The sequence below is a fragment of the Gorillibacterium sp. sgz306347 genome (assembly GCF_059735245.1).
Window position 1 is genome coordinate 17,998 of sequence record NZ_JCAPET010000041.1, and the last position, 24,580, is coordinate 42,577.

The window sequence follows — 24,580 nt, forward strand, 5'->3', positions numbered from 1 at the left end:
AACGATCTATAAGTTTCAATCCGCGCTTTTGCAGCGACAGACCGAGTGTACCATATCCGTTATTTGGAGGCAATTTCAAAAATAGGTTGCTATGATCCATATAATGGGATAAACTCTAGATGTGCACTAAATAACTATATATAAGAAAGGAGGTTGCGAATGCGAAATCAAATTGAGTTTGAGGTTGAGGCCAAATATGCTCTGTTTACCGATCCTTTGACCAAAATCGGCGGGGAGAAATTCTCCTATCAGATTCCGACGTACCAGGCATTGAAGGGGATTGTTGAAAGCGTGTACTGGAAGCCGACTCTGTTGTGGTACATCGATGAAGTGCGAGTTTTGAACCCCATTCAAACCGAATCCAAAGGGATACGGCCGATTCAATATCATAAACCTGTGAATATGTTAGCCTACTATACGTATCTGAAAGACGTTCGTTACCAGGTCAGGGCTCATTTTGAATTTAACCCTTACCGGGAAGACCTGGCGCATGACCGGAACGAACACAAGCATCATAACATTGTCAAGCGGGCACTACAGGCCGGTGGCCGGCGCGATATTTTTCTCGGGACAAGGGAGTGCCAAGGATACGTGGAGCCGTGCGTGTTTGGAGAAGGGGTCGGCTTTTACGACGACAATCCGGAGATTGATTTTGGCATTATGGTCCATGGCATCACCTACCCGGATGAATCCGGCAAGCCGGATCGGGAAACCCGACTGTGGCGGGCCAAGATGGAGCACGGCGTTATCCGGTTTATTCGGCCGGAAGAGTGCACGCTTGTACGCAAGACGGGACAAGGCGCCGTAAAAGCATTCGGGCCGGGCAATCATCAGGCGGTAGAAGCGCTTTATGCGGATTATTTCCCGGAAGGAGAGGGATAAAGTGACCTGGCTGGCCAATTTGAATCGTACTTATGAAAACCATCTGCAACAAGTCGGCAAGGTGGAGAAGAAACGAAGCGGCCGTGAATTCGCGCTGATTCCCGTTTCCCATACCACCCAGACGGCTCATATTGAAATCCACTTGAATGAAAGTGGAACGTTTTTATGGGCTAAAGTCGTTGACAAGAATGATGCGAATACCATCATCCCTTGCACCGAAGCATCCGCCAGCCGGACCAGTGATCCGGTACCTTACCCCCTTTTTGATAAATTACAGTATGTTGCCGGGGATTATACTCGGTTTGGAGGTGAAATCAAAGAAGGAAAAACTCCATACGAAGACTACTTAAATCAACTCCGGGACTGGTGCGATTCCCCGATGGGATTGCCAAAGCTGCGAAGCGTACTTGAGTATGTGCAAAAAGGAACGATGATCGAAGACCTGGTGCGCGAAAAAGTCCTTTGGGCGGACGAACGGAACAGACTCCTCGACAAATGGACACCCGAGATGGAGAAGCTGCATGGGGAACGGCCGGATATTTTTAAAGCGATTGCATCGGATCAGAGCGCTGCGTTTGTCCGTTTTGCTGTGGAGATTCCAGGCGATCTTGAGCCAAGGCTTTGGCGCGATTCCGCCGTGCAAGAATCGTTTATCCGGTTCTATGATCAACAACTGGGCAAATCCGGCAGCGAGCTATGCTATGTGACGGGAAACCGGCTCCCCTATGCGGAGAAGCACGCCTCCAAAATTCGTCATTCCGGCGACAAATCCAAGCTGATCTCCGCAAACGATTCGAGTGGCTTCACTTATCGCGGCCGCTTCAAGAGCAGTCTGGATGCGGCAACCGTTAGCTACGAAATTTCCCAAAAAGCGCATAACGCGCTAAAGTGGCTGATCGACCGGCAAGGCTTCGCTATCGACGGAAAAGTGTTTCTGGTATGGGGAACGAATCAGGTGGACATGGCGGATCCCTTCGAGGATACCTTTTCCTTATGCGAGGGAGAAACCGTACAGGAGTCGAATCAGGGGGATTCCACGCAAGAGGAGTTTGCCCGGCAGGTTCATCGTGCGCTGGGTGGATACCGGCATGACACAGACTATGCGTCCAATGTCATCATCATGATTCTGGATGCTGCCACACCAGGCCGGATGTCAATCGTTTATTACCGTGATTTGAACAAGGAGTTGTTCTTAAACCGGCTGGAAAACTGGCACACGACTTGCTTCTGGCTGCATCGCTACCGGAAGGAGGCGGAGAAGCCCGCTTCGTTCCTGGGTGCGCCGGCAACCCGGGACATTGCTTATGCTGCTTACGGTCCCCGGGCCAACGATAAAGTAATCAAGGGGTTAATCGAGCGGCTGCTGCCTTGCATTGTGGACGGGCAAAAAATTCCGCTCGATATTGTGCGCAGTGTCGTCAACCGTGCTTCCAACCCGGTTGCGCTGGAGGAATGGGAGTGGGAGAAGACGCTCAGCATTGCATGCGCACTTGTTAACAAAACACACGAGAAAGAGGGGTTGAAGGTGCCGCTGGATGTGGAAAGAACCGATCGGGATTATTTGTTTGGGCGATTGCTTGCGATTGCGGATGTACTGGAGAGAAGGGCGCTCGGCAAAGAGGAGAAACGGGCGACGAATGCCGTCCGGTACATGAATTCTTTTTCGCAGCGTCCGTTAAGAACCTGGAAGGTTATTCAGTCCGCCGTACAGCCGTACCGGGCCAAAATGGGCACCGACGCCGGTTACTACGACCGGCTGGTGGATCAGGTCAGCAGTCAATTCAAGCCGGAAGAATTTACGGACAGGCCATTGGGCGGCTTGTACCTGCTTGGTTATTACAGTCAGCGCAATGATTTGTACACCAGCAAGAAAAAAGAAACCGATACAAATGACGGGCAAACGGAGCAAGACGATACCACGGAACGGGGAGAGAATTAAATGAACGCATTGGAGCGTAAAATTGATTTTGCTGTTGTGTTATCTGTACGTAACGCCAACCCGAACGGCGACCCTTTGAACGGAAATCGTCCGCGGCAAAATTATGACGGGCACGGGGAAATTTCCGACGTGTGCCTCAAACGGAAAATCCGCAACCGCCTCCAGGACATGGGGGAGTCCATTCTGGTCCAATCCGATGAACGCCGCAACGACCCGTATCGCAGCATTAAGGAACGAGTAGACGCGAATGCGGAATTGCAGGAGTTCGCTTCCGGTAAAAAACAGAACAATGAGTTGTATGGAGAAGTGGCTTGCAAATCATGGATTGACGTTCGCAGCTTCGGGCAAGTGTTTGCCTTTAGCGGATCGGACGTGTCCATCGGCATTCGCGGACCGGTTTCCATCCACACGGCTACAAGCATTCACCCGATTGACATCTCCAGCATGCAAATTACCAAAAGCGTCAATGCCGTCACCCCCAAGGACCCGAACAAAAAAAGCTCCGACACCATGGGCATGAAGCACCGGGTCGATTTTGGCGTCTATGTCTTTTATGGCAGCATCAATACGCAGTTGGCCGGAAAAACGGGGTTTACCGGGGAGGACGCTGAAAAAATCCGTCAGGCTCTCGTAACGCTGTTTGAGAATGACACTTCTTCTGCTCGCCCGGACGGAAGCATGGAGGTCCACAAGGTGTACTGGTGGGAGCACAATTCGGGACTGGGCCAATATTCTTCGGCTAAGGTTCACCGTTCGTTGCAGGTCGAGTTAAAGGAAGGTGTAACCGACCCCAAATCATTTGACGATTATCTCTGCACGCTGCAACCGCTTGAAGGGTTGGAAGCGCAAGTGTATGACGGTCTATAACGAAGAGGACTACTTGCTTTTATCGGGTATCCAGCATTTTCGCTTTTGTCCGAGACAGTGGGCGCTCATCCATATTGAACAGCAATGGGAAGAAAACGTCCGTACCTTGGAAGGTCAATATCTGCACCGCGTGGCGGATCAACCCTTGCTTCGGGAGAAACGGGGAGATAAGCTCGTCGTCCGGGCGCTGCCGGTGCATTCGCGGGAATTGGGCATTACCGGGATTTGCGACGTCGTGGAATTTGTTCGAGACCCGAATGGTGTTCCGCTGAATGGAGAGGAAGGCCTTTACCTTCCTTTCCCGGTGGAATACAAACGCGGCAAGCCGAAAAAGGATGATTCCGACCGCTCCCAGTTGATCGCACAGCTCATGTGCCTGGAGGAGATGCTGGGCTGCAGCTTGTCGCTGGGGTATTTATTTTACGACGAAATCAAGCATCGGGTTGAGGTTCCGGTAAGTACCGCTGATCGGGAGGGGGTAAAGGCGGTTTTGAGGGAGATGCACCGCTATTACCAAAGGGCCTATACGCCAAAAGCCAAAACCGGGCCGCACTGTGAAAGCTGCTCGCTCCATTCGGTCTGCGTTCCGGAGTTGATGGACCGAAGAACCGTTGCAAGCTACATTGAAAGCAGGGTGGCAGAATGAAGAAGCTGCTGAATACGTTGTTCGTCACCCAACCGGACACGTACCTTTCTCTGGACGGAGAGAACATAATCGTCAAGCAGGAGGATCGTACACTTGGCCGATATCCGCTTCATAATTTTGAAGCCATTTGTACGTTCGGTTATGCGGGCGCGAGCCCGGCCCTGATGGGTTCCTGCGCGGACCGGAGCATTGGGCTCACGTTTTTGACGCGCCATGGCCGATTTGTGGCTCGGGTGGTAGGAGAAAGCCGCGGCAATGTGATCCTCCGCAAAGAGCAGTACCGGATTTCCGATGACGAAACAAAAAGCGCTTTGGCAGCGAGAAATTTCATTCTGGGCAAAGTGTATAACGCAAAGTGGATTCTGGAACGGGCGACCCGGGATTATCCTTTGCGAGTAAATGTCAGCAAGATCAAACAGGTCACCGCTTCTTTGTCCGAGACCATGAAGTTGCTGCGTACGGTTCAGAATCTGGAGGTTTTGCGCGGTCTGGAAGGGATGGCGGCTGTTCAGTATAATTCCGTTCTGGATGAGCTGATTTTGCAGCAAAAGGACCACTTTTTCTTCAAAGGACGCACCAAGCGGCCACCGCTCGATAAAGTGAACGCTTTGCTGTCTTTTGCCTATACCTTGCTGGCGGGCGATATGGCTTCCGCTCTGGAAACGGTCGGGTTGGATGCATACGTTGGCTTTTTGCATCGCGACCGTCCGGGACGAGCCTCTCTTGCACTCGATTTGATGGAGGAACTGCGCGGTGTTTATGCCGATCGCTTTATAATCTCCTTGATCAACAAGCGACTAGTGAATGAAAAAGGATTCACCACCAAAGAGAACGGCGCGGTGATCATGGACGATGAAACAAGAAAACAGGTTTTAAAGGCTTGGCACGAGAAGAAGCAAGAAAAGATCCTTCACCCCTACCTGAACGAAAAGATTTCCTGGGGACTTGTTCCTCATGCACAAGCATTGCTGCTGGCCAGATACATCCGGGGCGACCTGGATGAATATCCTCCCTTTTTGTGGAAGTAAGCAGGTGAATCCTTGCTGATTCTTGTTACTTATGATGTGAGTACATCCAATTCGGCGGGAAGAAGACGGTTAAGCCAGGTTGCGAAAAAATGCCTGGATTATGGACAGCGGGTTCAAAACTCCGTGTTTGAATGCATCCTCGATTCTACGCAGTATCGGCGGCTGCGATTTGAACTGGAGGAACTGATTGATCCCGAAACCGACAGCCTGCGTTTTTACAACCTCGGAGACAAGTACAAAACGAAAGTAGAGCATGTGGGCGCCAAAAGCCCCTATAATATGGAGGGGCCGCTTATCTTGTGAAAGTCTGGTGCGAATGGGAAGCTCCCATGAAATTCCCGGTTCCTTCGCACCTCAGATTTTGTCGAAATTGGCGAATTTTTCGTTATTGTGAAAAAAGCCAAGGAAGATATCATACTTTTTGTTATCATAAATAGGGGAAGGGCGTCGAATTCATCTCTTGGCAAGATGGATTCGGCCCTTTTCCGCTGTCGCACCCCACACGGGGTGCGTGGATTGAAACACGAATATCCTGCGCGGTCGCTTCCACCGAAACGGTCGCACCCCACACGGGGTGCGTGGATTGAAACGCAAGCTTTTTGCAGCCGATCCGGTTCGTTTCTGGTCGCACCCCACACGGGGTGCGTGGATTGAAACCATTTCCCTGCAGCTTCGGGAACCGCCGGATGCGTCGCACCCCACACGGGGTGCGTGGATTGAAACACCATTGCCCATGCAAGCCCGCGAATGCTCTTTTTCGTCGCACCCCACACGGGGTGCGTGGATTGAAACATCTGGGCAGCACTAGACTGCTGCTGCTGCTGCATGTCGCACCCCACACGGGGTGCGTGGATTGAAACATCTGGGCAGCACTAGACTGCTGCTGCTGCTGCATGTCGCACCCCACACGGGGGGCGTGGATTGAAACCGCGACTATCTCCGTAACCCAAACGGTCGCATCATCGTCGCACCCCACACGGGGTGCGTGGATTGAAACAACGGTACCGGCAGTTACTTCGACTCCCAATGAGCGTCGCACCCCACACGGGGTGCGTGGATTGAAACACATTTACCGCAATAAAATAAGTTTATGTTATCTGGTCGCACCCCACACGGGGTGCGTGGATTGAAACCCTCATGCCGTGGGTAGGGGGTGGGGGTGTCGTGGTCGCACCCCACACGGGGTGCGTGGATTGAAACCTCACTTCGCCGCTCATTGTAAATCGTCACAATATGTCGCACCCCACACGGGGTGCGTGGATTGAAACTTACCTGGACTGAATAATCCCCGTCGGGCAGCGGTCGCACCCCACACGGGGTGCGTGGATTGAAACGGACCGCCACGCATCAGAGATTGGTTGATCATCCGTCGCACCCCACACGGGGTGCGTGGATTGAAACAATCCATCCCATCAACTTCGCCAGCGCCCGGTTAAGGTCGCACCCCACACGGGGTGCGTGGATTGAAACCTATCATTTTGGTCCTCCTCGCGTAAGCCCGCCGTCGCACCCCACACGGGGTGCGTGGATTGAAACCATAGCATTCACTCCTGTATAGTTAGTACGGTTCGCACGTCGCACCCCACACGGGGTGCGTGGATTGAAACTGCCCGCTCAACATATCCCTGCACGGCCCCTTTTGTCGCACCCCACACGGGGTGCGTGGATTGAAACTTACTCGCTTGGTGCTGCCAAAGGCTGATGCGCCGTCGCACCCCACACGGGGTGCGTGGATTGAAACCGAACGTCTGGATCGGCGTAACCGTTGAGAACCAGGTCGCACCCCGTGTGGGGTGCGTGGATTGAAACTGTTATCGCCCCTTTTCTCTTGCGCACGGAATAAGTCGCACCCCGTGTGGGGTGCGTGGATTGAAACTTTCCAGTACAACACATACATAAAAAGGGTAAAAGGTCGCACCCCGTGTGGGGTGCGTGGATTGAAACAACGGTAACGATTGTCGATGACAACGAGAACCCGGTCGCACCCCGTGTGGGGTGCGTGGATTGAAACAATTGGTCGAAGGACTACAACAACCCGGATAACGTCGCACCCCGTGTGGGGTGCGTGGATTGAAACTGCCAATGTCGCCATGGTCTTATCGACCAAAGCGGTCGCACCCCGTGTGGGGTGCGTGGATTGAAACATTTTTGCGGAAAGAATGTTGTTTGTATCACGTAGTCGCACCCCGTGTGGGGTGCGTGGATTGAAACACCTTGATCCCGGCCATGTTGTTGTTTTTGCGCAGCGTCGCACCCCACACGGGGTGCGTGGATTGAAACCCGGCTGTTAGCAAATGTTAGCGTACAAGAGGCTAGTCGCACCCCACACGGGGTGCGTGGATTGAAACAGCGCCATGCCGACATTGACCCATTCCTGGTAACTCGTCGCACCCCACACGGGGTGCGTGGATTGAAACATTCAGGGAATAACGGATAAATTCAACAGCATCAGTCGCACCCCACACGGGGTGCGTGGATTGAAACAAGTCAGTGAGCTGGCTGACGGTGCCGTCCGACGTCGCACCCCACACGGGGTGCGTGGATTGAAACTTATTAAATGGGCGACGGGCTATGAAGTCCCGGAAGGTCGCACCCCACACGGGGTGCGTGGATTGAAACTGCCACCACGGCGACCAAATGACCGAGAGACGTTGTCGCACCCCACACGGGGTGCGTGGGTTGAAACCTCCAAAGAGCGCATCGAGTACATCCCTTTGAAAGTCGCACCCCGTGTGGGGTGCGTGGATTGAAACACTTCCGAAAAACGCTGGAATACTTCAGAGAGCGTTGTCGCACCCCGTGTGGGGTGCGTGGATTGAAACAACTTGCTCTTTCAGTGTGAGGATGTCCGGCGCTTGTCGCACCCCGTGTGGGGTGCGTGGATTGAAACCAATACACAATATGTAAAAAAAGCGTAAAAGGCAGGTCGCACCCCGTGTGGGGTGCGTGGATTGAAACAGATAGGCGCGCACCCCTTTTTCAATCAACTCGGTCGCACCCCGTATGAGGTGCGTGGATTGAAACAAGAAGTTCCGATCGAATTCCTTGATCGGAAAGGAATGGTCGCACCCCGTATGGGGTGCGTGGATTGAAACAAACACGCCATACAGCGTGCATAGGTGTCGGCTAAAGTCGCACCCCGTGTGGGGTGCGTGGATTGAAACAACATGGCATATTACCGCGCCACTTGTGTTTGTAATGTCGCACCCCGTGTGGGGTGCGTGGATTGAAACACTTGGTAATCCACTTTACAAGTGCTTTGTCCGCGTCGCACCCGTGTGGGTGCGTGGATTGAAACAAACCAAGGCCATAGAAGTCCGTTAATGCGTCTGCTACGTCGCACTCCGTGTGAGTGTGTGAATTGAAACTTGCGTGGCTTCCTCATAAAACACCGGTTCAAGCGTCGCACCCAGCGTGGTTGCATGGATTGAAACGCTTTAGGGGGTTAATATGCTTGATGGAAGTTGTCCCAACCTATATGGGTGCAACTGAATCGGGCCAAGAAAGTGCGAACGGTAGCGATTAGCGAATTTGTGGAATAAGGTTAGCGTGGTACACTGGTAACAAATGGGCATTTCAGTACGGGACTTGCTCGTAGAAACTATTGTAAAAAGGAACTGGGTTATCCGAAGTGGAGATTCGTTCTTTGCGCTCCATACATTAAAAAAGAGCATCTTCCAAGTGACAATTAAAAATGCTGCATGCAACTTGGCAGATCAGTGGTGCGAATGGGAAGCTCCCATGAAATTCCCGGTTCCTTCGCACCTCAGATTTTGTCGATATCGGAAGTTTTTTCGTTCAAGTGGAAAATGTCAAGGAAAATGCTATGCTTTTTTGTTATCATAGAGATTGGAAGACGAGTTGAATTTATCTTGGTATAAGATGAATTGGGCGATTTTCCGCTGTCGCACCCCTCGCGGGTGCGTGGATTGAAACCGGTTCATTTGCTGGGCTGTGCGGTCCTTCCTCGTCGTCGCACCCCTCGCGGGTGCGTGGATTGAAACGCCTAAACAAAACCCGTATGACCAACCGGGTGCGCGTCGCACCCCTCGCGGGTGCGTGGATTGAAACCGCCTACAGTATGTACTTGTGAGCCACAGAAAAGGGTCGCACCCCTCGCGGGTGCGTGGATTGAAACGTCCCGAGGCTGAGGGAGACGGAGTCGAAACCGAGCATGTCGCACCCCTCGCGGGTGCGTGGATTGAAACTCCGTCAGGGTCATCTGCAGGCCGCGCCACCAGTAGACGTCGCACCCCTCGCGGGTGCGTGGATTGAAACCGTTTTTGTTCCTGGCGATCCTCGAATTTATTCGTCGCACCCCTCGCGGGTGCGTGGATTGAAACATTTTTGCGGCGACAAACGTTGCGATAAAATCAGTCGCACCCCTCGCGGGTGCGTGGATTGAAACCCTGTATGGAGTGAAGATAAACTTTTGTCCGGTGTGTCGCACCCCTCGCGGGTGCGTGGATTGAAACAGCACGGCGATACGTTCCTCTCCCTGACTGCTACTGTCGCACCCCTCGCGGGTGCGTGGATTGAAACTTCTTCATCGATATCGACTTTTTCCCTATCATCGTCGCACCCCTCGCGGGTGCGTGGATTGAAACCGTCTCAACAAAACCCGGATGACCAATCGCGTCCGGGTCGCACCCCTCGCGGGTGCGTGGATTGAAACAGCAAGCTCTAACGTAAAATCGTTATCGTGGTCAAGTCGCACCCCTCGCGGGTGCGTGGATTGAAACACTCCAAGAATAGTAGTACGGCTCACGCCGTCCATGGTCGCACCCCTCGCGGGTGCGTGGATTGAAACAGCCAATAGTTGGTTAACAACATCCAGCTTCCTCGTCGCACCCCTCGCGGGTGCGTGGATTGAAACTGACGCAACAGGAACAAATGACTTCCTTAGCCCCGTCGCACCCCTCGCGGGTGCGTGGATTGAAACCGTGGTGACGCAACGGTTAAAATCATCCAGTCTATCGTCGCACCCCTCGCGGGTGCGTGGATTGAAACTGTCATTAAGCCCTTTGACCGTTTCACGAAGTTCTGCGTCGCACCCCTCGCGGGTGCGTGGATTGAAACATCCGACGATGATAGCGACGACGAAACGTCTGAACGTCGCACCCCTCGCGGGTGCGTGGATTGAAACGATAGCACGGGCCGTAGACCCGGTTACCCCAAACAGGTCGCACCCCTCGCGGGTGCGTGGATTGAAACTTTGTAAGAGTAATCGAAGCGCTTATACCTCGTCCGTCGCACCCCTCGCGGGTGCGTGGATTGAAACGATTGACCGGAATCTCGCCTCCGTTGCATCCAGGTCGCACCCCTCGCGGGTGCGTGGATTGAAACATTACGGCGAACAAAGACCTGGGGGATTTTGAGGGTCGCACCCCTCGCGGGTGCGTGGATTGAAACATAAACACACCTTAACTAACCCCATCGGTTGGGTGTCGCACCCCTCGCGGGTGCGTGGATTGAAACCGTTCCGGGGAACAAAATGCTTGGCCGCTTTCCCTGTCGCACCCCTCGCGGGTGCGTGGATTGAAACGCTCTTTGAGGAACCACCCGGAGAATGGAAGGATGGTCGCACCCCTCGCGGGTGCGTGGATTGAAACAGTTTTGTTGCCCGTGTGCCGCACATATGGGCGCAGTCGCACCCCTCGCGGGTGCGTGGATTGAAACCTCCTTATGACGATCACGGCAATCAGCGCGACGACCGTCGCACCCCTCGCGGGTGCGTGGATTGAAACTCGACGTGAGAGAGGATGTCGTCCGCTTTTACCGTCGCACCCCTCGCGGGTGCGTGGATTGAAACGGTGCTTTACATCATATCCAACCGGAGGGATCGCATGGTCGCACCCCTCGCGGGTGCGTGGATTGAAACTGCTGGTACCAGTGCGCCGAGCGATTCCAGCGCTTTGTCGCACCCCTCGCGGGTGCGTGGATTGAAACAGCTAGCTTGAATGGACAGTTGGTTTTGTATTTCCTCGTCGCACCCCTCGCGGGTGCGTGGATTGAAACACGGTTACGAAACAGCTCCGGAAGTGCGGTGTTCTGGTCGCACCCCTCGCGGGTGCGTGGATTGAAACCTCTATGGTGACTCCAGCTTGCATTAAGGTTCACCGTCGCACCCCTCGCGGGTGCGTGGATTGAAACTTTTCAGAAATTTCACGATGCCGGCGAAGAATGCGGTCGCACCCCTCGCGGGTGCGTGGATTGAAACTCCCTCGCAATCTCGGGATGCTGGATGGCCGCTATGTCGCACCCCTCGCGGGTGCGTGGATTGAAACAACTATACGCAAATCTTCAAGACACCGTTTGGTGTGTCGCACCCCTCGCGGGTGCGTGGATTGAAACTGGTAGCTACGGACTTGGATTCTTCCAGAGACAGCGTCGCACCCCTCGCGGGTGTGTGGAGTGAAACTTCGCTGCGAAGATCCATTTAGGAATGTATTTTGCAACATGCCCCCACTCAGGGGGCCCATAGACTTGTATTTACGGTCCCCACCATTCAAAACCAAGGAGCCAACCAATGCCCCATCTACTCGCATCCATCCTGGCCCACGCCGAAAAAACCTTCCAGACCGCCTTTACCAACATCACGCCCGTCCAAGGCGGCTGGCTGAATCAAAAATGGAGGGCGGACACCCGCTATGGTCCCGTTTTGCTCAAGCAGTTCAGCACCGAGCGGTTTACCGCCGCGAAGCTGGCGGGCATCGAGAAAGCCATGCAGCGGAGCCTGAACCTTCCGGCCGAGATCAAGGCGCCACTGTATTTTTCAGCCAACGGGACTGTCGTTCAGCATACGCCGGAGGGCGACTTTTATATGGTGATGGCTTTTTCCGAAGGGTGGGAGGAGTCTCCGGATTCGATCACGGAAGCGCAAATGCACAGCCTGGGCGAGCAATGCGCCGCACTGCATCGGCATTGGCAGTCTCCGTCTTATCGTACGGTTCCTTTTGAATTTGAAGGGGCTTTGGATTTGCTGAAAAGCCAGCGGCAAAAACGCCAAGAAGAAGCGAGGAACAGCGGCAATCGGCTTTTTGTAGAAGCGGTGGAGGCTCAGGAGAAGATCATTCGCACATTAACGGAGGATAGCTTCGAGGGGGTGCCGGTCGGGATCACGCATTGTGATTTTTCGGCGGACAATCTTCTTTTTGATTCGGATGGGGTTACGGCTCTTCTGGATTTTGACCGCAACCGTCGCTCGTACCAGTACCAGGATGTGGGGCGGGCGCTGATGTCGTTTGCTTTTGTGGAGGGGCGTTTGCATCGTGCTCGGGCGGAGGCGTTTTTAAAAGGATACCGGCAGCATCTTTCGCTTACCCGGCAAGACCTGATCCGCGCTTTGCGGCTCACTTGGTGCGTAGAGGTGAACTGGTGGATACGGGCGGATGTTTTTTCGGGGGAGGCGGTGCCCAAGATCAAACGCTTTGCCGAGGAGCTGCTGTGGCTGACCCGGCATTGGTTTGATCTGGAGGACGACATCTAGAAGCAGCTGCCCCAGCAGAAAAAAACGATCTCTTTTTCATCCGAAAAAGGATCGTTTTTGTTTTGTCCATTATGCCGATCACCGGCTACTTCACCTGATCAATCGACAGGCTCAGCTTGTAGCTGGCAAATGCCGTGAGCCGGTCGAGCAGGGCGTTCAGCTCGGCGGAATCCGTCGTGCGCACCCGCATCCAGTAGCAGCCCTACCTGCTGACCCGCTTTATGGTGAAGGTTGCGGGTTAATCAACTGCTCGGTTTGAAGATTTGTACTTCAGCCATTCGTTGATTTCTTCTCGGAAGAATAGAATGGTGCCATCTGACAGTTTGGCATAGGGGATCAGGGAGTATTTATCATGAATCGTAGAATGAATTTGTCGTTCGATTTCCCCGTCGTATGCTAATTGGTCCTTAATGACTTTTGTATCGACGTGAAGATAATCAGCCAAATCCTCCAATGTCATAACGGAACGCTCCACATAAGGGGGATAACTTGCTTCTGGTTTTGTTGACTGAACATTCCCATCTCCCCTCAAGATAAGGGAAGCGACAATGAGAGACAGTCCAATCATGAGACAAGATAAGGCCAAAAATAAATTTGATTTATTCATTTCATCCTCCTAATGGAATTTGTTAACAAACATGATCTAGTATACACTATAAACCAGTAAAATATAATTATTTACATATAAAGTAATTATGTGTATAGTTATGGTATAATATAACTGCTTTATGTCGGTGATTTTGTAGTTGGTTTTCTTTAACTATTATACGGAAGGAGAGGATGGTGGGTGTCTCTGTTCTTGTGAATTTTTGAACTTGAGTGCAGTGACTAACTATGTAGCTCTGGATTACTAAAATATGGAGGATAAATAAAATGAGAATAGTAAGTAAGTTCGTAGTATTTTCTTTGTTGTTAGGATTAATTATTCCTAACGGTGCATTTGCAGAATCTGAGCATGTTATACCTAAAGATGATGAAATAACCTTAGTGAATACATTTGTGCCTCAGATATTAACGGGTGCAAAAGTAATCGACGTAGATCCTGAGCGAGTACAAAACAATAAAATCATACCCCTAGCAGGCGAAAGTTATATATACAAGTATAGTGAGTATCAGGTTATATCGAATCAAATCACCGGTTATAACGTTGGACCAAGAGAGAAAGATATTTTTTTGCTTAGTGTCCCCAAAGGGGTTACCAAAACAATAAGCGGTACAAAACAAGTGAGTGGTTCGGTACAAATTGGCGGCACCTATAAAGGGGGAATTATGAGCGTAATAAAACTCGAACTTACAGGCAACATTGAGGGTTCTTTTAGTCGTACGTGGAGTACATCTACCCTTTATTCTGGTCCGGATGGGAATTATACTACTCGTGATTACTATGGTGCTATTAATTATGATCAATATAATACGGTTGTAAAAGAAATAGCTATTTATGACTATTACGTTGGAGGGTATTACCAAGGAGAGGCGAGAAGAGACGCAGGAAACACTTATGTAAATGGAACGAAACGCCCGAAGGATATTGAGTACTATCGTGACTTTAACAACTAGTGCAATAGAGGCGATGCCCAAGATCAAACGCTTTGCCGAGGAGCTGCTGTGGCTGACCCGGCATTGGTTTGATCTGGAGGACGGCATCTAGAAGCAGCTGCCCCAGCAGAAAAAAACGATCTCTTTTTCATCCGAAAAAGGATCGTTTTTGTTTTGTCCATTATGCCGATCACCGGCTACTTCACCTGATCAATCGACAGGCTCAGCTTGTAGCTGGCAAATGCCGTGAGCCGGTCGAGCAGGGCGTTCAGCTCGGCGGAATCCGTCGTGCGCACCCGCATCCAGTAGCAGCCTTCGCCGCTGACCCGGTGGACTTCGGTGACCGATTCGTTTTCCTCGGCGAACTTGCGGAAGTGGGTCATGGCCTCGGGCGTCCGCAAAAATACGACGACAAACGCATGCACCGCAAGCCCGAGCTTTTCCGGGTTCCAGCGCACCGTGTGGCCTTCGATGATGCCCAGCTCCTCCAGCCGTTTGACCCGGGCGCCGACCGCCTGACCGGTCAGGTGCACGAGCTGACCGATCTCTTTGTAGGAGCGCGATGCGTCTTCAATCAGGTGTTGCAGGATCCGCCGATCCGTTTCGTCCACGGCAATGGGAGCCATTTTGAGGCGCACTCCTTTCAGGGTGAAAAGAAACACCGGGATTTCCTTTCAGCAGGTTATGTATGCTCGCCTGCACTCTCTCTATAATAAAAGGCAGAAACCAAATTGCAAAGAGACGAGGTGCCGAACCATGAAAATCCGATTGATCCGCAACGCGACGCTTTGGCTGGAATACGGGGGAAGCCGGTTTTTGATCGACCCCATGTTTAGCGAAAAAGAGGCCAACCCGCCCGTTCCCAACACGGCAAATGAACGGCGTAATCCGCTGGTCGGGCTGCCTTTTCCGCTGGAGGAGCTGCCGGTCCCGGACGCCGTGCTGTTGACGCATCTGCATCCGGATCATTGGGATGAGGCGGCGGCGGCTTTTTTGCCGAGGTCGGTTCCGGTGTTTTGCCAGCCGGGGGAAGCGGAGCGCATCGCGGAGCCGTACGGGTTCGAAAAGGTGCAAGCGGTGGAAGAGACGGCCGAGTTCCGCGGCGTAACCATCCACCGGACGGAGGGGCAGCATGGGACCGGGCAGATCGGGGAGCTGATGGGCCGGGTATCGGGCTTTGTTTTCCGCGCGGAGGGGGAGCCGGTGCTTTATGTCGCCGGGGATACCATTTGGTGCGACGAGGTCCGGGCGGCGCTGGACCGGCATAACCCCGAGGTGGCGGTCGTGAACGCGGGCGGCGCGGAGTTTGTGCAGGGCGGGCCGATTATCATGAAGGAGGCGGACGTTCTTTCGCTGTGCGAGTATGCGCCCGGGGTCAAAGTGGTGGCGGTTCACCTGGAGGCGATCAATCACTGTTATACGACGCGGGAGGCCCTGCGCGAAAAGGTGGAGCAGGCGGGGCTTGGCGGCCGGGTTGTGATTCCGCAGGATGGGGAATGGGTTACGGAAGGGTAGTACGAATTAAAAAAAGGCGCAGCCTTCGCGTGGATGACACTTCACGGCGGGTTGCGCCTTTGGATTTTTTGCTTGGCCTTTTGGACGTCCTTTGGAGCGAGCTCACCTGTTCAACCCATACCATTCCGCTTTCAAAATGGCGTATTCGTAAGTATCAAGCCAAATGGGCGCTCCTTTGCGATCCGTTTTAAAATAGACGTTTTGCAGCAGCAGCCCCTCGCGCCTCATCCGCAACCGTTCGAGCAGCTTCCAGGAACGCTCATTCTTTGGGCTGCACATGGCGATCACTCGTCTTGCTCCCAGGTGCGCGAACGCATAGTCCAGCAATGCCTTTGCGCTCTCGGTGACATAACCTTGGCCTTGGTAGCTCCTGTTAAATACATATCCCAATTCCCATGTGTCAAAGTCGCCTTTTCCCAGGTACAGGTTTCCGATAACCTTGTCGTTACTGGGTAAGCATATGGCATAAAACGAGTCGTTTTTCGATCTTGCCAATGCTTCTTCTTTCGCCTGATTTTCCGAGAAGACATCATAGGGCTCGAATTTCACCACTTCTTGATCCGACAAGTATTCATGCAGATCCCGCCAATCCCTTTGCTCGAACCTTCGAATGGTTAATCGGTCTGTGAAAATGGGGTTCATGGTTGTCTCCTTAAAAAGGTTATATGACTGATATTGTTTGGCGGAAAGAAGTCGCACAGGAGTTGCCAAGCCAGCCGGGCGCAAATGGGTCCAACCTCAACCGTGCATTCAAGGGAAGGGAGTTGGCTATGTCCCAGCATTCGTCAGGTTCAGTATAGCAAAAGGCTTTCTGGCAAGAGAGGGGAGAGAATGGGGAAAAGCGTTTTTTCCTCCCGGCGGGAGGGGCTGGCGTGTGCTTGCCCTTCTTTAAGGGAGTACCGGCGGCACCCGGAAGCGTCAGTCGGCAAAAGAGAGCCCACGCGCGGCGAGCGCTTCGCGAAGAATGGGGATGGCTTTCGGCCCCATTCCGTGGAGGGCCAGGAGCTCGGCTTCGGAGTGGCCGGCCAGGTGTTCCAGCCGCTCGAAGCCGGCGTTAAACAAGGCGCGCAGCGCGGGCTGGCCGAGGCTGCGGGGAAAATCGCTTTCCGGGTGCTGATCGAGTACATGCGGTTTGGGCATGATGGGCGGCTCCTTTCCGGTTATCGGATGAGGGTAGTATACCATTTTGCGAGGATTGGAGCGGCATTGGAGGAGGAGAACGCGGGCGTTTGGAGAAGTAGAAGGGGAAAAGTAGCTAATGTTGGTGCTTTTGGCGGCAAAAAGGGATAGGCACACTTTGCGCTCCGCGAACCCCAAGCGCCCACAAAACCCCCGGGAGGTTCGCGCCCCGCGCCAGCATTGGGCGGGAGGCGTTTTTCGGGTTATGGTGAACCACTCACGAGAGGGTGAAAAAGGAGGTTCGCGGAAACAGTGCGAAAAACCCTTGCTGGATAAGGGGGGTTCGCACCTGCTGTCGCTCCCCGTGCGGGGGCGTGGATTGAAACTGTGGTAAGCCTATTTCCAAGCGGAGCACCGAGGGGTCGCTCCCCGTGCGGGGGCGTGGATTGAAACGTGTCGGTATCGACGGCTAGTTCCTACTTGTCCTGTCGCTCCCCGTGCGGGGCGTGGATTGAAACGTGTACAGCTCGATTTGATAATTGCTGATTTCCGGTCGCTCCCCGCGCGGGAGCTCGAATTGAAGCCGTGAAATAATTCGTGTCGGAGATCCAACAATTCGGTTGCACCCCGCGTAGCGGTATGGATTGGAACGCTTTAGGGGCTGAATAATATGTCTGACGGGAGTTTGTCGCACCCTACCATAGGTAAAAATCGAATCGTGTCGAGAAGTGCGCAGCGCAACAGTAGGAAAAAGCGGATTTGTGGAGCAACGTTAGCGTGGTATACTGGTAACAAAAGGGGGGCTATCCGTGCAGGACTTGCTTGATCCGAGGGTGGATATCATTTTCAAACGCATTTTTGGCAGCGAACACAACAGGGATGTCCTGCTTGCGTTTCTGAACAGCACGTTTCGGGCGGCAGGGGAACCGGCATTGACCGAGATTGTTCTTTTGAATCCGTACACGGAACCGGACAGCCCGGACGACAAAGTATCCATCATGGACATCAAGGCGCGTACAGCCAAAGGGGAATTGCTGAACATCGAGATGCAGTTGTTCAACCCGTACCATATGGAAAAACGCACCCTGTTTTACTGGTCGGAAATGTACTATCACCAGATTCCCAAAGGCGGGAATTATAATACACTCCAAAAATGTGTGACAATCAATATACTGAATTATAGCTGTTTGCCAAATGACCGGTATCATAGCGTATTCCACTTACGGGAGGACCAAAGCGGAATTGCGTTGCTGGATGATATCGAAATTCACATCATGGAGTTGCCAAAACTGGACCGGCAAGCGGTACCGTTGGAGGAGGGCGGACTGGTCAACTGGCTGCTTTTTTTGAAAGGTGCGGATCGAACAAACTGGGAGGTGCTGACGATGAAGGAGCCGATGCTGAAAAAAGCGATGGACACACTGGAGTTTTTAAGCCAGGATGCGGCGGCACGAATGGCATACGATGCCCGGATGAAAGCGCTCAGTGACGAAAAGTCCCGGATTGAAAGCGCATTGGCAACTGGACTAGAGAAAGGGAAGGCCGAAGGGAAAGCGGAAGAAAAAGCTGAAACGGCTGTCAAGTTACTGGAACTTGGTGTTGACGTGGAAACCATCGTAAAAGCGACTGGATTATCCGCCGAGGAGATTCGTTCTTTGCGTTCCATGCACTAAAAGAAGAGCATTTTCCGAATAACAATTAAAAAATGCTACATGCAACTTGGCAGATCAGTGGTGCGAATGGGAAGCTCCCATGAAATTCCCGGTTCCTTCGCACCTCAGATTTTGTCGATATCGGAAGTTTTTTCGTTAAATTAGAAAATGTCAAGGAAAAAGCGATGCTTTTTTGTTTTTATAGAGATTGGAAAACCAGTTGAATTTATCTTGGTATAAGATGAATTCGGCAATTTTCCGCTGTCGCACCCCTCGCGGGTGCGTGGATTGAAACATTAGTCGTTAGGTAGGCAGCCCCTTTGCTGCCCGTCGCACCCCTCGCGGGTGCGTGGATTGAAACGATTTTTATCCATGACGATGCCCGGGCGCTTGCAGTGTCGCACCCCTCGCGGGTGCGTGGATTGAAACTTAAGATACCTTTACCTTTTGGAGATATTCGGGGTCGCACCCCTCGCGGGTGCGTGGATTGAAACACGGCAGACGTGATCGCGTCGGACAGCGAATCGATGTCGCACCCCTCGCGGGTGCGTGGATTGAAACGGTAATTGCCCCCGTTGTCCGGTCGTGCATGGCGGTCGCACCCCTCGCGGGTGCGTGGATTGAAACCCCACGTACTGCGTTACCTCAACTCCTTTAATTTGTCGCACCCCTCGCGGGTGCGTGGATTGAAACATCGTGGATACGAATATCGGAAAGGCGAGCTGGGGTCGCACCCCTCGCGGGTGCGTGGATTGAAACCGTTGCTTCCATATTTGACTCCTCCTTCGTCATGGTCGCACCCCTCGCGGGTGCGTGGATTGAAACAATTCAAATTCCATGGGTATTTTCTCCTTTTTCGTGTCGCACCCCTCGCGGGTGCGTGGATTGAAACAACCCAGATCGCTTTCGGGATGGCTCCGTCCATGGTCGCACCCCTCGCGGGTGCGTGGATTGAAACCGGGTCCCACATGCCCGGAGCAACCTCCCGGGGAAAGTCGCACCCCTCGCGGGTGCGTGGATTGAAACTCTCTCGGCCAGAGGATCATATTTCGCAAGCTCGTGTCGCACCCCTCGCGGGTGCGTGGATTGAAACAGCCAATTCCATGAGGTTTTTCGAAGCCTCGAAGTCGCACCCCTCGCGGGTGCGTGGATTGAAACCACGGTGGCAGGGTGTTGGCCGCCTCGACCGGACGCGTCGCACCCCTCGCGGGTGCGTGGATTGAAACACCATGATAGAGGAGCAAGCGGTCATTGACCAGTTGTCGCACCCCTCGCGGGTGCGTGGATTGAAACAGCCATATAGGTTTTGGCTATACGCCTTCCTTCGTCGCACCCCTCGCGGGTGCGTGGATTGAAACCGGCATCGTTATTAATGACTGTTACGCTATTGAACGTCGCACCCCTCGCGGGTGCGTGGATTGAAACTAATCGGGAGGTTAACGCAAAGGAGGCGCTAGCGTCGCACCCCTCGCGGGTGCGTGGATTGAAACCTCATGTCTTGTCGTGGTTGTAATCCACTGTGACGTCGCACCCCTCGCGGGTGCGTGGATTGAAACTCCGGGAAAGTGGAGCGGATTTAAAGACGATCCAGGTCGCACCCCTCGCGGGTGCGTGGATTGAAACAGGTTGTAATGGAGTGCATGACGAAGCTGCCAAAGTCGCACCCCTCGCGGGTGCGTGGATTGAAACACCGCGATTAAGCAACGATTCATTCAGCTCTTCCGTCGCACCCCTCGCGGGTGCGTGGATTGAAACTTCACGGTGCAGCTCCCAAATGGGCGGAAGCTCGTCGCACCCCTCGCGGGTGCGTGGATTGAAACATTGCTGGTATTGCCAGCGGGAATACGTACGGTAGGTCGCACCCCTCGCGGGTGCGTGGATTGAAACGGATGGCAGCACCTCATCGAGTCCGCCAATTCCCCGTCGCACCCCTCGCGGGTGCGTGGATTGAAACAGTTTATGGGGGTGGTGATCGTGTAATGGCAAGGGTCGCACCCCTCGCGGGTGCGTGGATTGAAACAGCGCATTTTCCAGACAACCTCATATCCCTTTCAGTCGCACCCCTCGCGGGTGCGTGGATTGAAACGATTCGATACGTTTTCTTTTTTTGGACAACAGCCGTCGCACCCCTCGCGGGTGCGTGGATTGAAACTTGCAGAGGAATTTAAAGTGACTCAAGAGCTGGCCGGTCGCACCCCTCGCGGGTGCGTGGATTGAAACAACAGCGCGGTCAACTGCGTGCTGTGTTACGTTGTCGCACCCCTCGCGGGTGCGTGGATTGAAACCGGATCGAGACTCTGCAGTCCGGCGATTTCCCGGTCGCACCCCTCGCGGGTGCGTGGATTGAAACCTTCCACGAGGGAGCAGAGGATAAGGCCACGCTCACGTCGCACCCCTCGCGGGTGCGTGGATTGAAACCTTGCACTTTTAAGAGCAAAAGACGGGTGGAGGGTCGGTCGCACCCCTCGCGGGTGCGTGGATTGAAACAGGTTGACTACTCATCCACGCGAGCGGCGAGACAGTCGCACCCCTCGCGGGTGCGTGGATTGAAACCAGCCATTCGCGCTTTGTATCAATGGTCTTATCCGTCGCACCCCTCGCGGGTGCGTGGATTGAAACTCGATTGGGGATTCACAAACATTGAAGTGCTGTGTCGCACCCCTCGCGGGTGCGTGGATTGAAACTTATCATCTGGGGAAACACGCAAAATCCACAACGGTCGCACCCCTCGCGGGTGCGTGGATTGAAACCAGCTCCCAAAGCACCTTATGGCAGCCTGGACAGTGTCGCACCCCTCGCGGGTGCGTGGATTGAAACGCCGGCATCGTCCCGCGTGAATTTCAGGCAGCTAGTCGCACCCCTCGCGGGTGCGTGGATTGAAACCGGACGTAGCGCAGGATAAGCTCGCGCTCATTTCCGTTGTCGCACCCCTCGCGGGTGCGTGGATTGAAACAGACTCTTTGAAGCCGTATTTTTTGCACATCCAGGTCGCACCCCTCGCGGGTGCGTGGATTGAAACAGCGCAAGGTACACACGCTCGTAACGAGGGAACTGTCGTCGCACCCCTCGCGGGTGCGTGGATTGAAACCGTTCGAACATTGGAACGTTGCGACCGTTCACGCGGTCGCACCCCTCGCGGGTGCGTGGATTGAAACCGCAATCGGTAGCGAATCGAACGTTGTTTTGTGGTCGTCGCACCCCTCGCGGGTGAGTGGATTGAAACCTCGAAGGGCTGGCGCTAAATGATCCGAATGTAGTCGCACCCCTCGCGGGTGCGTGGATTGAAACAATACACGGAACACCTCGCGCCATAAATTCGGATGGTCGCACCCCTCGCGGGTGCGTGGATTGAAACCGCAGGTGTGCGGAGTCTAACGTAATATAAGCGGCCGTCGCACCCCTCGCGGGTGCGTGGATTGAAACGCTACATGCTCTCAATGCGGGCATGTAAATGAGGTCGCACCCCATGCGGGTGCGTGGATTGAAACGCTACATGCTCTCAATGCGGGCATGTAAATGAGGTCGCACCCCATGCGGGTGCGTGGATTGAAACAAAGGCAAAAAGGCAGACCTGCACGTATTTCCGCGTCGCACCCCATGCGGGTGCGTGGATTGAAACAAACCATGATGCTGAACCCACTCCACGCCGTCCCAGTCGCACCCCTCGCGGGTGCGTGGATTGTAACTCTTGCGTTTTGTGTGACGCGGGAGTCAAACAAGTTTTTGCCCCCTGCACAGGAGCACGGACTGAAACTAAGTTGGATGGTGATAAGCACCTGTTGTGTGTTGGTCAACACCCGTTCTGGAATGGAGTGAAACATCCGCCAGCATGCTTCTTGCAACTCCGCCCCAAAAAGCCACTCCCCACCCCAAAGGAGGAACCGCGCCATGAGAAGCGAACAAGAAATGCTAGACCTGATCCTGAGCTTTGCTGAAAAGGATGCACGCATCCGGCTAGTCACGCTGGAAGGCTCGCGCACGAATCCGGCCATCGCGCCCGACGACTACCAGGATTTTGACATCTCTTATTTCGTGACCGATCTCGAATCCTTCAAAGCGCAGGACGACTGGCTTGCGGTGTTCGGGGAGCGCATTATGCTGCAAAAGCCCGAGGCGATGGAGCTTTTTCCGCCGGAGTGGGAAGATTGGTTTTCTTACCTGATGATTTTCGAGGACGGCCGCAAGCTGGACCTGACGCTGATTCCGATCGAGGAGACGGAGCAGTATTTTGCCGGCAGCGACGGGCTGGCGGCCGTTTTGCTGGACAAGGACGAGCGGGTCAAAAAGCCCCCCGTGCCTACCGACCGCCACTACTGGATTCGCAAGCCCACGCCCCAAGAGTTCGACGACTGCTGCAACGAGTTCTGGCTGGTGTCCACTTATGTGGTAAAAGGACTCGCGCGGCGGGAGTTTCTTTTTGCCGTGGACCATCTGCACGGGATCGCCCGCCCCAACCTGCTGCGCATGATGGCCTGGCGGATCGGGATGGACGAGGGTTACACGTTTAGCGTGGGGAAAAACTACAAGTTCATCGACCGCCACCTGCCAAAAGAAGACTGGGACGCCTTGCGCTCCACCTTTGTGCAGGACGATTATCCTCAGCTGTGGAACTCCTTGAACACTTGCTACGCCCTTTTCCGAAAATACTCCAAAGCCGTGGCCGAGGGGCTCGGTTATCTGTACCCCGACTACGACGAAGCCATTACGAAATACACCGGAAATGTTTACGCAGCGGCGGAAAATGGAGAGGCAGCCCGCTCCGAGTAACGTCCGCCCACGGCTCCCGCCAGTGACTGCGGAAGTGAACCGGGGAAATGAACCCCACCGGACAAAGCGAACCCGCGATTGCTGCAAATGTGCAGGATTCAACGGTTAAAGGGGCCAAAACTACGGGCAAATCCTGCGATTATGCAGGATTTTTTCTTTTTGTCGCCCCTTTTCTTCTCGTCCTTGCCCAGAATGCTGCACAATCGCAGCATTTCCGCCAGCAGAGGCCTTTTTCGCCAGCCATTCCTGCATTTTTGCAGCAATGTGCCGGGTTCATCGAATGACAAATGTTCGTAAGAATGTGCCGGGTTCATCGTAAGTCAAATGTTTGCGGCAACTTGTCCGGCTTCTCCGAAAGACGAGTCAGCTCGCCCACTGCAAAATATTGTATGATAAGGGCACGAGGAGGGAGATGACATGAGTCTTTTCCGCACCATTGTGGTCGACGACGAGGTGTTTACGCGCAAAGGGATTATCAAGTTGGTGGATTGGGAAGCCTGCGGGTTTCAGGTGATGGGGGAGGCGGATAACGGTGAGGACGCGCTGCGGCTGATCAAGGCGGAAAAACCCGATCTGGTGATCACCGACATCCGCATGCCGGAGCTGGACGGACTGGAACTGATCGAGGCTTGTCAGAAAATGGGGGACAACCGCCCCAAGTTTATCATCATCAGCGGGTACGACGACTTCGGGTATGCGCAAAAAGCGGTTCGCTACGGCGTTCAGGATTTTATCCTGAAGCCGGTGGACGAGGATGAAATGGGCGAGGCGCTCCGCAAGCTGGGCCGGACCCTGCGCACGGAACGGGAAAAAAGCGACCGCAGCCGCCGCGAACGGTTCGGCGCGCTGATCGAAGCGCTCATCATAGGCGAAGCGGACGCCGCTTTAATCCAGGCTTGGGAGGACAAGCTTGGTCTCAACGGCGAGCGGGCCTGGTACGTCTTCGCCGAGCTGAATGACCAGCACCCTTGGCGGCAAGAAGCGGCGGGCGGTCCGGGGGCCGCGGAACGGTCCCGAAAGTCGGCGGATGATGCATCCTCTATCCGTGAGCGGGGAGTTGATTCGCATTCCAGCCCGCCCGCGGCCGCTGCGCCTCCGGGCCCGCCCGCGGCCGCCGCGCCACCGGGCCCGCCCGCGGCC

The 24,580-nt window shown here is 54.0% G+C and carries 17 protein-coding genes and 2 CRISPR repeat arrays; of the genes, 13 read left to right on the forward strand and 4 right to left on the reverse strand.

Annotation, left to right across the window (positions count from 1 at the left end; translation table 11 throughout):
- The first annotated feature begins 159 nt into the window (after positions 1-159).
- The 7 genes from cas5c (at position 160) to AC6I6H_RS18060 (ending at position 12,851) form a co-directional block, all read left to right on the forward strand.
- Positions 160-882 carry a type I-C CRISPR-associated protein Cas5c gene (gene cas5c, locus AC6I6H_RS18030; protein WP_497955391.1) on the forward strand — a complete coding sequence of 241 codons (723 nt, stop codon included), beginning with the start codon at positions 160-162 and terminating at the stop codon, positions 880-882.
- Between the two features lies 1 nt (position 883).
- Positions 884-2,821 carry a type I-C CRISPR-associated protein Cas8c/Csd1 gene (gene cas8c, locus AC6I6H_RS18035; protein WP_497955392.1) on the forward strand — a complete coding sequence of 646 codons (1,938 nt, stop codon included), beginning with the start codon at positions 884-886 and terminating at the stop codon, positions 2,819-2,821.
- A complete protein-coding gene (gene cas7c, locus AC6I6H_RS18040; RefSeq protein ID WP_497955393.1) occupies positions 2,822-3,688 on the forward strand; it encodes a type I-C CRISPR-associated protein Cas7/Csd2 in 867 nt (288 codons plus the stop codon).
- Complete coding sequence (gene cas4, locus AC6I6H_RS18045; RefSeq protein WP_497955394.1) at positions 3,675-4,334, forward strand: CRISPR-associated protein Cas4; 660 nt, start codon at positions 3,675-3,677, stop codon at positions 4,332-4,334. The genes cas7c and cas4 overlap by 14 nt, the downstream gene beginning before the upstream one ends.
- Entirely contained in the window at positions 4,331-5,362 is a 1,032-nt protein-coding gene (gene cas1c / locus AC6I6H_RS18050; RefSeq protein ID WP_497955395.1) for a type I-C CRISPR-associated endonuclease Cas1c, read from the forward strand. The genes cas4 and cas1c overlap by 4 nt, the downstream gene beginning before the upstream one ends.
- A 12-nt stretch (positions 5,363-5,374) precedes the next feature.
- Entirely contained in the window at positions 5,375-5,665 is a 291-nt protein-coding gene (gene cas2 / locus AC6I6H_RS18055; protein ID WP_497955396.1) for a CRISPR-associated endonuclease Cas2, read from the forward strand.
- 3,601 nt (positions 5,666-9,266) lie between these two features.
- Positions 9,267-11,783: direct repeats of the CRISPR family, unit length 32 nt; unit sequence GTCGCACCCCTCGCGGGTGCGTGGATTGAAAC.
- 108 nt (positions 11,784-11,891) lie between these two features.
- Complete coding sequence (locus AC6I6H_RS18060) at positions 11,892-12,851, forward strand: phosphotransferase enzyme family protein (RefSeq protein WP_497955397.1); 960 nt, start codon at positions 11,892-11,894, stop codon at positions 12,849-12,851.
- 238 nt (positions 12,852-13,089) lie between these two features.
- Here the strand turns inward: AC6I6H_RS18060 and AC6I6H_RS18065 are convergent, their stop codons facing one another.
- Positions 13,090-13,458 (reverse strand): hypothetical protein, encoded by a 369-nt coding sequence (locus AC6I6H_RS18065; RefSeq protein ID WP_497955398.1) that lies wholly within the window; start codon positions 13,456-13,458, stop codon positions 13,090-13,092.
- Positions 13,459-13,724: 266 nt separating this feature from the next.
- On the opposite strand from AC6I6H_RS18065, the gene AC6I6H_RS18070 reads away from it, so the two are divergent.
- On the forward strand, positions 13,725-14,408 hold the full coding sequence (locus AC6I6H_RS18070; RefSeq protein WP_497955399.1) for a hypothetical protein: 684 nt from the start codon (positions 13,725-13,727) through the stop codon (positions 14,406-14,408).
- A gap of 176 nt (positions 14,409-14,584) precedes the next feature.
- On the opposite strand, the gene AC6I6H_RS18075 is transcribed toward AC6I6H_RS18070, so the two are convergent.
- Complete coding sequence (locus AC6I6H_RS18075; protein ID WP_497955400.1) at positions 14,585-15,013, reverse strand: Lrp/AsnC family transcriptional regulator; 429 nt, start codon at positions 15,011-15,013, stop codon at positions 14,585-14,587.
- 130 nt (positions 15,014-15,143) lie between these two features.
- Here AC6I6H_RS18075 and AC6I6H_RS18080 point away from each other — a divergent pair, with 130 nt between their 5' ends.
- Positions 15,144-15,902, forward strand: a complete 759-nt coding sequence (locus tag AC6I6H_RS18080; RefSeq protein ID WP_497955401.1) for an MBL fold metallo-hydrolase — start codon at positions 15,144-15,146, stop codon at positions 15,900-15,902.
- 102 nt (positions 15,903-16,004) lie between these two features.
- Here the strand turns inward: AC6I6H_RS18080 and AC6I6H_RS18085 are convergent, their stop codons facing one another.
- Entirely contained in the window at positions 16,005-16,544 is a 540-nt protein-coding gene (locus AC6I6H_RS18085; RefSeq protein WP_497955402.1) for a GNAT family N-acetyltransferase, read from the reverse strand.
- A gap of 276 nt (positions 16,545-16,820) precedes the next feature.
- Positions 16,821-17,042: a helix-hairpin-helix domain-containing protein gene (locus tag AC6I6H_RS18090; RefSeq protein WP_497955403.1), complete on the reverse strand. Its 222-nt coding sequence runs from the start codon at positions 17,040-17,042 to the stop codon at positions 16,821-16,823.
- A gap of 788 nt (positions 17,043-17,830) precedes the next feature.
- On the opposite strand from AC6I6H_RS18090, the gene AC6I6H_RS18095 reads away from it, so the two are divergent.
- The 4 genes from AC6I6H_RS18095 to AC6I6H_RS18110 all read left to right on the forward strand — a co-directional run.
- The gene (locus tag AC6I6H_RS18095; protein WP_497955404.1) at positions 17,831-18,694 is read left to right on the forward strand and encodes an Rpn family recombination-promoting nuclease/putative transposase; all 864 of its coding nucleotides are present in this window, start codon (positions 17,831-17,833) and stop codon (positions 18,692-18,694) included.
- Positions 18,695-18,936: 242 nt separating this feature from the next.
- Positions 18,937-22,359: a CRISPR direct-repeat array (repeat unit 32 nt; unit sequence GTCGCACCCCTCGCGGGTGCGTGGATTGAAAC).
- 202 nt (positions 22,360-22,561) lie between these two features.
- The gene (gene ant(6) / locus AC6I6H_RS18100) at positions 22,562-23,440 is read left to right on the forward strand and encodes an aminoglycoside 6-adenylyltransferase (protein ID WP_497955405.1); all 879 of its coding nucleotides are present in this window, start codon (positions 22,562-22,564) and stop codon (positions 23,438-23,440) included.
- A gap of 47 nt (positions 23,441-23,487) precedes the next feature.
- On the forward strand, positions 23,488-23,724 hold the full coding sequence (locus AC6I6H_RS18105) for a hypothetical protein (RefSeq protein WP_497955406.1): 237 nt from the start codon (positions 23,488-23,490) through the stop codon (positions 23,722-23,724).
- 133 nt (positions 23,725-23,857) lie between these two features.
- Positions 23,858-24,580: response regulator (locus AC6I6H_RS18110; protein ID WP_497955407.1), on the forward strand; the 723-nt coding region annotated here is incomplete at its 3' end.

What these genes read in the sequence shown, in the direction of transcription:
- cas5c (WP_497955391.1), top strand. Translation starts at nt 160, where the DNA reads ATGCGAAATCAAATTGAGTTTGAGGTTGAGGCCAAATATGCTCTGTTT.
- cas7c (WP_497955393.1), top strand. Translation starts at nt 2,822, where the DNA reads ATGAACGCATTGGAGCGTAAAATTGATTTTGCTGTTGTGTTATCTGTA.
- cas4 (WP_497955394.1), top strand. Translation starts at nt 3,675, where the DNA reads ATGACGGTCTATAACGAAGAGGACTACTTGCTTTTATCGGGTATCCAG.
- cas1c (WP_497955395.1), top strand. Translation starts at nt 4,331, where the DNA reads ATGAAGAAGCTGCTGAATACGTTGTTCGTCACCCAACCGGACACGTAC.
- AC6I6H_RS18060 (WP_497955397.1), top strand. Translation starts at nt 11,892, where the DNA reads ATGCCCCATCTACTCGCATCCATCCTGGCCCACGCCGAAAAAACCTTC.
- AC6I6H_RS18065 (WP_497955398.1), bottom strand. Translation starts at nt 13,458, where the DNA reads ATGAATAAATCAAATTTATTTTTGGCCTTATCTTGTCTCATGATTGGA.
- AC6I6H_RS18070 (WP_497955399.1), top strand. Translation starts at nt 13,725, where the DNA reads ATGAGAATAGTAAGTAAGTTCGTAGTATTTTCTTTGTTGTTAGGATTA.
- AC6I6H_RS18075 (WP_497955400.1), bottom strand. Translation starts at nt 15,013, where the DNA reads ATGGCTCCCATTGCCGTGGACGAAACGGATCGGCGGATCCTGCAACAC.
- AC6I6H_RS18080 (WP_497955401.1), top strand. Translation starts at nt 15,144, where the DNA reads ATGAAAATCCGATTGATCCGCAACGCGACGCTTTGGCTGGAATACGGG.
- AC6I6H_RS18085 (WP_497955402.1), bottom strand. Translation starts at nt 16,544, where the DNA reads ATGAACCCCATTTTCACAGACCGATTAACCATTCGAAGGTTCGAGCAA.
- AC6I6H_RS18090 (WP_497955403.1), bottom strand. Translation starts at nt 17,042, where the DNA reads ATGCCCAAACCGCATGTACTCGATCAGCACCCGGAAAGCGATTTTCCC.
- AC6I6H_RS18105 (WP_497955406.1), top strand. Translation starts at nt 23,488, where the DNA reads ATGAACCCCACCGGACAAAGCGAACCCGCGATTGCTGCAAATGTGCAG.